6 protein-coding genes are annotated in these 7026 nt (G+C 67.5%); 4 read left to right on the forward strand and 2 right to left on the reverse strand.

Annotation, left to right across the window (positions count from 1 at the left end):
• Window positions 1-364: 364 nt before the first annotated feature.
• Together ACFWN2_RS45875 and coaE are read left to right on the forward strand one after the other, a co-directional pair.
• Window positions 365-985: a hypothetical protein gene (locus ACFWN2_RS45875; protein ID WP_382437049.1), complete on the forward strand. Its 621-nt coding sequence runs from the start codon at window positions 365-367 to the stop codon at window positions 983-985.
• Window positions 986-995: 10 nt separating this feature from the next.
• Window positions 996-2144 carry a dephospho-CoA kinase gene (gene coaE, locus ACFWN2_RS45880; RefSeq protein WP_382437050.1) on the forward strand — a complete coding sequence of 383 codons (1149 nt, stop codon included), beginning with the start codon at window positions 996-998 and terminating at the stop codon, window positions 2142-2144.
• Here coaE and ACFWN2_RS45885 read toward each other — a convergent pair.
• Both ACFWN2_RS45885 and ACFWN2_RS45890 read right to left on the reverse strand, forming a co-directional pair.
• A complete protein-coding gene (locus tag ACFWN2_RS45885; protein ID WP_382437051.1) occupies window positions 2120-2461 on the reverse strand; it encodes a hypothetical protein in 342 nt (113 codons plus the stop codon). The two genes, coaE and ACFWN2_RS45885, sit on opposite strands and share 25 nt — an antisense overlap.
• Before the next feature lie 265 nt (window positions 2462-2726).
• Window positions 2727-3272: a DUF402 domain-containing protein gene (locus ACFWN2_RS45890; protein WP_382437052.1), complete on the reverse strand. Its 546-nt coding sequence runs from the start codon at window positions 3270-3272 to the stop codon at window positions 2727-2729.
• 14 nt (window positions 3273-3286) lie between these two features.
• On the opposite strand from ACFWN2_RS45890, the gene ACFWN2_RS45895 reads away from it, so the two are divergent.
• Both ACFWN2_RS45895 and uvrB read left to right on the forward strand, forming a co-directional pair.
• On the forward strand, window positions 3287-4399 hold the full coding sequence (locus tag ACFWN2_RS45895; protein ID WP_382437053.1) for a DUF5685 family protein: 1113 nt from the start codon (window positions 3287-3289) through the stop codon (window positions 4397-4399).
• 55 nt (window positions 4400-4454) lie between these two features.
• The gene (gene uvrB / locus ACFWN2_RS45900) at window positions 4455-6617 is read left to right on the forward strand and encodes an excinuclease ABC subunit UvrB (protein WP_382437055.1); all 2163 of its coding nucleotides are present in this window, start codon (window positions 4455-4457) and stop codon (window positions 6615-6617) included.
• The last annotated feature ends 409 nt before the right edge of the window (window positions 6618-7026 follow it).

Below are 7026 nucleotides of genomic sequence, written 5' to 3' on the forward strand. Positions count from 1 at the left end.
GACGAAGAGCGTGTCGACTTGACCTCACCCCTCAGGTGCAGCAAGAGCTATGGCGCGACTCGTGATGGGACCCCACCGCCCGGCCAGCTTGCTAAAGACGGCTCGCCTTCGGCATCGCGGGCCATCAGGCGTACCCATCGACTGACGCTCGCCTCCAGCCGCCCCACCGTCGTTGCCTCCGCCGCCCTCTCCCGCCGCCCCCTCTCGCGCCTGTTCCCTCCCGCCGCCCCGCCGCGCCTGCCCTCTCCCTACCCCTCGCCCGTGTTGTCGCGCCACCCACTTGGCCTCCGTCCACAAGCGCGCCGAGGTCCACCCGTTCACTCTGTGGTGGAGGCCCAACCTCGTTGTGTAGGTTGACAAACCTATGCGTGGGAACAAGTTCTTCGTGGCACTGGGCGCGGGTGTGCTGGCGGTCTGTGCGGGGTGCTCCACTGCGTTGCCGCAGACTCAGGCGCCGCCGCCGCAGATTCCGAAGATCACGCCGCCTACGACGCCGTCGCGGACTCCGGTGATGGTGGATCGTCCGGCGCTGCCTGACGACTGCGAGCTCGTGGTGCCCGTTGAGGTCATGAACGCGACGCTCGGGCAGGAGTTGCCTGGGGAGCCTCGGATCATCGTCGGCATCAAGGAGCCCGGGATCGGGCGGACCGGGAAGATCGACTGCTATTACGGCATTCCCGAGAAGCGGAACCTGCCGGACGCGAAGATCGTCATCGGGTTGTCGACGTACACGGACGATCTGACGGCTCGTACTCGGGTGGCGGAGAGCGTTGAGGCCGAGCGGGCCGAGGGGGCGAAGGTCACCGAGGTCGACGTCGGCAAGCAGAAGGGGATGTTGGTCGAGGGCAAGGACGAGCAGTTGCTCATCGGGTCGCTCGGCAAGTCGACGTTCGTGGTGCGCAGCCGGAACAACTTCATCCCCAAGGAGAAGCTGATCGCGATCCTGCCGGTGCTCGCCCAGCAGTCGATGACGCCGCCCGTCTAACCTGGGCGGCATGCTCAGGGTGGGGTTGACCGGGGGAATCGGGTCCGGGAAGTCGACGATCGCGCGGTTGCTCGTGGAGCGCGGTGCCGTTGTCATCGATGCGGACAAGTTGGCGCGTGAGGTTCTCGAACCCGGTACTGACGGGCTTCGAGAGGTCGTCAAGGCGTTCGGCGAGGACGTGCTCAACGCTGACGGCACGCTGGATCGGGCGGTGTTGGCTGCCAAGGCGTTCGCCACCGAGGAGGCTCGGCAGACGCTCAACGGGATCACGCACCCGCGGATCGGGGCGCTCACCGGGCAGCGGATGGCGGAGGCGCCCGAGGACGCGGTCGTCGTGCACGACATCCCGTTGTTGGTGGAACGGGACATGGCGGCCTTCTACCACCTGGTGATCGTCGTGTTCGCGGACTCGGCCACGCGGCTGGAGCGACTGGTCGGCAGCAGGGGCATGGATCGGCAGGACGCCGAGAAGCGGATCGCCGCGCAGGCCACTGACGAGCAACGGCGTGCCGTGGCGGACGTGTGGCTGGACAACAGCGGCGAGGTTCCCGACGTCACGGCGTTGTGGGATCGGTTGGTGGGCTTCGAGAAGAACGTGCGCGCGCAGTCCTACGCCTCCGGCCAGCCGGTCGTCGTGCCGTACGACGAGACGTGGCCCGCGCAGGCGAGCCGGATCGCGCGGCGGATCGGTCTGGCGGCCGGTGGGCGGCGTGTGGAGCACATCGGGTCCACGTCGGTGCCGGGGCTGGCAGCCAAGGACGTGCTCGACTTCCAGCTCGCTGTCGAGGACATGGAGACCGCCGACGGGCTGCGGGACGCGCTGGCGCAGGCCGGATTCCCGTACGTGGGGCCGTACGAGGACACGGTGCGCGGGGAGGGCGTGTGGGACAAGCGCTTGCACGCCGGCGCCGATCCCGGACGGCGGGTGAACCTGCACCTGCGGGTCGAGGGCGCCGCGAACTGGCGGTGGGCTGTCGACTTCCGCGACTGGCTGCGGCACGATGCGCAGGCCCGCGAGGAGTACGCGAACCTCAAGCTGGAGCTGTCACGACGGTTCGCGGCCGACGCCGACGGGTTCGCCTACGGTGAGGCCAAGGAACCCTGGATGGTGGCGGCCGCGCGGCGCGTCGAGGCCTACAGGGGCGGCCAGGCGTCGTAGATGCCCTGCCACGTCAGCCACGACGTGAGGTTGTGGTTGACGTTGCTGAGCTCTTCGAGGGTGCGGTGGACCGTGCGCAGCGCCTGGTCGGCGTCGCCCGGTCGCAGCACGCGGCCCGCGACGGCGGCGGCGAAGTCCTCGCTGCGCACGATGCGGGCCGTGGTGCCGCCGGGGACGGCCAGGCCCAGCAACAGGTCGGTGGTCTGCCAGTGGCGGTGGTCGCGCTCGACCCGCACCGCCGACAGCACGCTCGGGCTGCTGCGCGCGTGCCGCGAACGCGGGCGGTAAGTGGTCAGCCGCACGCCCAGTTCGGGCATCAGCCAGGTGACCTCGGAGTCGGAGAACGGGTCTTCCGGTGTGGGATGTTCGATTCGCAGACCCCACCGTTCGACATAACACGAACTGAGTGTCCGCGAGCCGCCGGACGAATATGAGCGCACGCCCGAAATGGTGTCGACGACATCGACCAACTGAGGTGTAGTGACCGCTCCCACGCCGCCGAGGGTAGTCAAATAAGTGCGTCCAGTTACACGCCGGGTTGATTTGTTACGTCACGGTCAGATGACGACTACACTCTGTGTATCAGCGCCAGGTCGTGGGGCAACCCGAATAGGTGAGCCACCGGACTACATCGTGACCGTGCGCTGAAATGCCCGACACCGCCGAGTAGGTGGTCTCCAGCGCCCATTGCGCGCGTTCTGGAGAGATCAACTGGTGCTGAACTGCGGAGATCAACTCGTCCGTGTCCAAAACAGTCACGCTCTGGCCCGTTCGGACTATCAGGTCGAGGTACAGATCGGTTGTTTTCCAGACACTGCCGATGGCGTTGATCTCCACGACGTCGACGTAGAAGTCGAAGTCGAGCCGGTGGCCCGGATGCCACGACTGTCGGGTCACCCTGACGTTGAGCTTGGGCAGGAACCAGCTCTCGAAGTGGGAGATCTTCGGATGCCCCGCGAGCGGCCGGAACATGTACAGGCCGGTCGGCGTGAGGCGGAACTCGTCGACGCTTCTCAACTGCCCCTTGGGATCGGTGTTGCTCTTGGCGTCCAGGTCGAAGTACTCGATCTTCGGCGGATGGATGTGTGCCACGTCAGCGATACTGCCATCGCCGGGCCTCGTGGCCACTTAGGATGCCGCGCATGTTCGGGATCATCCGCCCCTGTCGCAACAGAATGGGCGCTGAGCTGCGGTCCGCGTGGCTCTCACACCTCTGTGGAATGTGCCTGTCGTTGCGCGACGAGCACGGCCATCTCTCGCGGCTCGTCACGAACTACGACGGGCTGATGATCTCGGCGGCGGTGGAGGCGCAGACCGCGGTCTCACGACGGTCCGCCGGGCCGTGTGCGTTGCGCGGCATGAAGTCCGCGGACGTGGCCATCGGATCCGGGACGCGGCTGGCGGCGTCGGTGTCGCTGGTGCTCGCGTCGTTGAAGATCCAGGACCACGTGGACGACGGCGACGGGCTCGCCGGCAAGGTGCCCTGGGCCGGGCGCGCGATGGCGCGGCGCTGGGCCGCCAAGGGGCTGGAGACGGCGTCCGACCTCGGGTTCGACGCCTCGGTGATGGTGGACGCGGTCCGGCGGCAGTCCGACGTGGAGGCCGGGGCCGGGCTGGGCAGCTCCGTGCTCGTCGTGACCGAGCCGACGGAGACCGCGACCGCGTTCGCCGTCGGGCAGACGGCGATCATCGCCGGCAGGCCGGGCAACGTGGAGCCGTTGCGCGAGGTCGGGCGGCTGTTCGGACGGGTGGCACACCTGATCGACGCCGCGGAGGACCTGGAGGAGGACCGTGCCTCTGGCGCGTGGAACCCGCTGCTGGCCACCGGAACGTCCGTCGAGGAGGCGCACCGGCTCTGCCTGGACGCCCTGGCGGGGATCAGGCTGGCGCTCAAGGAGGTCGAGTTCGCCGACGGGCGCCTCATGCACAAGCTGATGGCGCACGAGCTGGAGGAGTCGGTCGTCCGGGTCTTCGGCAAGCGCAAGCGGCACCAGTACCCGCCGGACAAGCACCGCTGGTCGGATCCGGGCAGCGGGCTGTGGGCGTACCCGAGGCTGAACTGGCAGCGGCAGCCGCGCGGCTGCTTCGAGGGCTGCGGCGCGTTCCTCTACATGTGCGGCACGTGCCAGTTCTGCTGCCGGGACCCGTTCCCCGGCCCGTGGAGCGACAAGCGGCGTGACGGTTGTGACGGCGGCGACTGCGGGCCGAACTGCGACTGCAACTGCTGCGACTGCTGCTGTTGCCCGTGTGATTAGGCCTCTGACCAGGCTTAATCGGAAATTGTCAGACCTCCGGCGTAACGTGCTTCCCGTGGCTTTCGCAACCGAGCTCCCGCCAGAGGAAAGCACCGTCAAGGCGCACTCCGAACACCGTCCCGTCGGCGACATCGTCCGCACCGACGGGCAGTTCAACGTGGTCAGCGAGTACCAGCCGGCGGGCGACCAGCCGGCGGCGATCGCCGACCTCGAACGCCGCGTGCGCTCCGGCGAGCGCGACGTGGTGCTGCTCGGCGCCACCGGCACCGGCAAGTCGGCGACGACGGCGTGGCTGGTCGAGAAGCTGCAGCGCCCCACGCTGGTGATGGCGCCGAACAAGACGCTGGCGGCGCAGCTGGCGAACGAGCTGAAGGAGCTCTTCCCGCACAACGCGGTGGAGTACTTCGTCAGCTACTACGACTACTACCAGCCCGAGGCGTACATCCCGCAGACGGACACGTACATCGAGAAGGACTCCTCGATCAACGAGGACGTGGAGCGCCTGCGCCACTCGGCCACGATGTCGCTGCTGACCAGGCGCGACGTCATCGTGGTCGCGTCGGTGTCGTGCATCTACGGCCTCGGCACGCCCCAGTCGTACCTCGACCGCTCGATCCCGCTGGAGACGGGCGTGGAGGTCGACAGGGACGCGTTCCTGCGCCTGCTGGTCGACGTGCAGTACACCCGCAACGACATGTCGTTCACCCGCGGCTCGTTCCGCGTCAGGGGCGACACGGTCGAGATCATCCCGTCCTACGAGGAGCTCGCGGTCCGCGTCGAGTTCTTCGGCGACGAGATCGACAAGCTCTACTACCTCCACCCGCTCACCGGTGACGTGGTGAAGGAGGTCAAGGAACTCCGGATCTTCCCCGCGACGCACTACGTGGCGGGCCCGGAGCGCATGGAGCGCGCGATCCGCGACATCGAGGCCGAGCTGGAGACGACGCTCGCGCAGATGGAGCGCCAGGGCAAGCTGCTGGAGGCCCAGCGCCTGCGCATGCGCACCCAGTACGACCTGGAGATGATGAAGCAGGTCGGCTTCTGCAACGGCATCGAGAACTACTCGCGCCACATCGACGGCCGCGGCGCCGGCACGGCACCGGCGACGCTGCTCGACTACTTCCCCGACGACTTCCTGATGGTCATCGACGAGTCGCACGTGACGGTGCCGCAGATCGGCGGCATGTACGAGGGCGACGCCTCCCGCAAGCGCAACCTCGTCGAACACGGCTTCCGCCTGCCCTCGGCGCTCGACAACCGCCCGCTCACCTGGGAGGAGTTCGCCGACCGCATCGGCCAGGTCGTGTACCTGTCGGCGACGCCCGGCCCGTACGAGATGGGCCAGTCCGGCGGCGAGTTCGTCGAGCAGGTCATCCGCCCCACGGGCCTGGTCGACCCCGAGGTCGTCGTGAAGCCCACCGAGGGCCAGATCGACGACCTGGTGCACTCGATCCGCGAGCGGGCGGAGCGCGACGAGCGCGTGCTGGTCACGACGCTCACCAAGAAGATGGCCGAGGACCTGACGGACTACCTGCTGGAGCTGGGCATCCGGGTCCGGTACCTGCACTCCGAGGTCGACACGTTGCGCCGGGTCGAGCTGCTGCGTCAGTTGAGGCTCGGCGAGTTCGACGTCCTGATCGGCATCAACCTGTTGAGGGAGGGGCTCGACCTTCCCGAGGTGTCGCTGGTGGCGATCCTGGACGCGGACAAGGAAGGGTTCCTGCGGTCCGGCACCTCGCTGGTGCAGACGATCGGCCGTGCCGCTCGCAACGTGTCCGGTGAGGTCCACATGTACGCGGACCGGATCACCGACTCGATGCGGCACGCGATCGAGGAGACCAACCGGCGGCGTGAGAAGCAGGTCGCTTACAACACCGAGCGCGGGATCGATCCGCAGCCGCTTCGGAAGAAGATCACCGACATCTTGGAAGCCGTGTACTCCGAGGTGGAGGACGAGGTTCCTGTTGGTGGGTCTGGGCGGAACGCCTCCCGTGGGAAGCGGGCCACCGGGGAGGGTGGACGGTCTTCCGGGGTGGTCGCCTCGCACGAGCGGGCTGGGATGGCTCGGTCCGAGCTCGCTGATCTGGTGCAGTCGTTGACCGATCAGATGATGAACGCGGCTCGGGATCTGCAGTTCGAGTTGGCGGCTCGGTTGAGGGATGAGATCCAGGACCTGAAGAAGGAGCTGCGGGGGATGGACGCGGCCGGGGTCAAGTGATGGGTGCTTTGCTTCGCTGAGGATTTAGAGGCGCGTCGGTTTTGTGGGTCGTCTCCCTGTTGCGTTGGCGGCTGCCTGTTTGTTGTTCGTAGGTGGTGGCGTTGCTTGCGGGTGTTGCTGTTGCGTGCGTTGGCTGAGGGCTCTGCCCTCAGACTCCCGACACTCCCAAAGGAGCCGGTCCAGCGCCGTGTGCGGGTTGATGGCACGCCTGTTTTGTGTGGCGGCTTGCTGTTGGGTTGGTGGTTGCGTCTGCGGTGGTGGCTCCCCCGTCTAGCGCGCCGGAGTCGGCCACACCCGAGGGGTCAGGTCAAGTCGACGAAGAGCGTGTCGACTTGACCTCACCCCTCAGGTGCAGCAAGAGCTATGGCGCGACTCGTGATGGGACCCCACCGCCCGGCCAGCTTGCTAA

Source organism: Lentzea sp. NPDC058436 (assembly GCF_042721515.1).
Taxonomy (GTDB): Bacteria; Actinomycetota; Actinomycetes; order Mycobacteriales; family Pseudonocardiaceae; genus Lentzea.